Raw genomic sequence first — 295 nt, 5'->3', positions numbered from 1 at the left:
CTGGCATTGGGAAGCTTGCTCTTCCTGATGGCAGGTTGTGCAACACACAATGCAGTATCCCCCCCGGAAGCCCCGTTGCCCGCTTCCTTTTCTCAGTCAGGCTCAGAAACCCAGCCCAGCTTCTGGTGGCAAAGTTTCAAAGACCCTCAACTGAACACCCTGATTGAAAAGGCTCTCAATGACAATTTCAGTCTGAAAGCTGCAACAGACCGGCTTCATCAGGCCGAAGCAGTAGCCAAACAATCTGGAGCAGCGACGGTTCCCAGTCTTAATGCCACCTTTGATGGCAGTCATA

The 295-nt window shown here is 52.2% G+C and carries 1 pseudogene; it reads left to right on the top strand.

Annotated elements, in window-relative coordinates:
* Positions 1–295 (top strand): annotated as a pseudogene (locus tag CWC28_RS22410) (hypothetical protein); the annotation flags it as partial.

The sequence above is a fragment of the Pseudoalteromonas sp. S4492 genome, assembly GCF_005886115.1.
GTDB lineage: Bacteria > Pseudomonadota > Gammaproteobacteria > Enterobacterales > Alteromonadaceae > Pseudoalteromonas > Pseudoalteromonas gelatinilytica.
The sequence above is the reverse complement of the archived record's forward strand: the minus strand, read 5'-3'. Positions and strand labels throughout refer to the sequence as shown.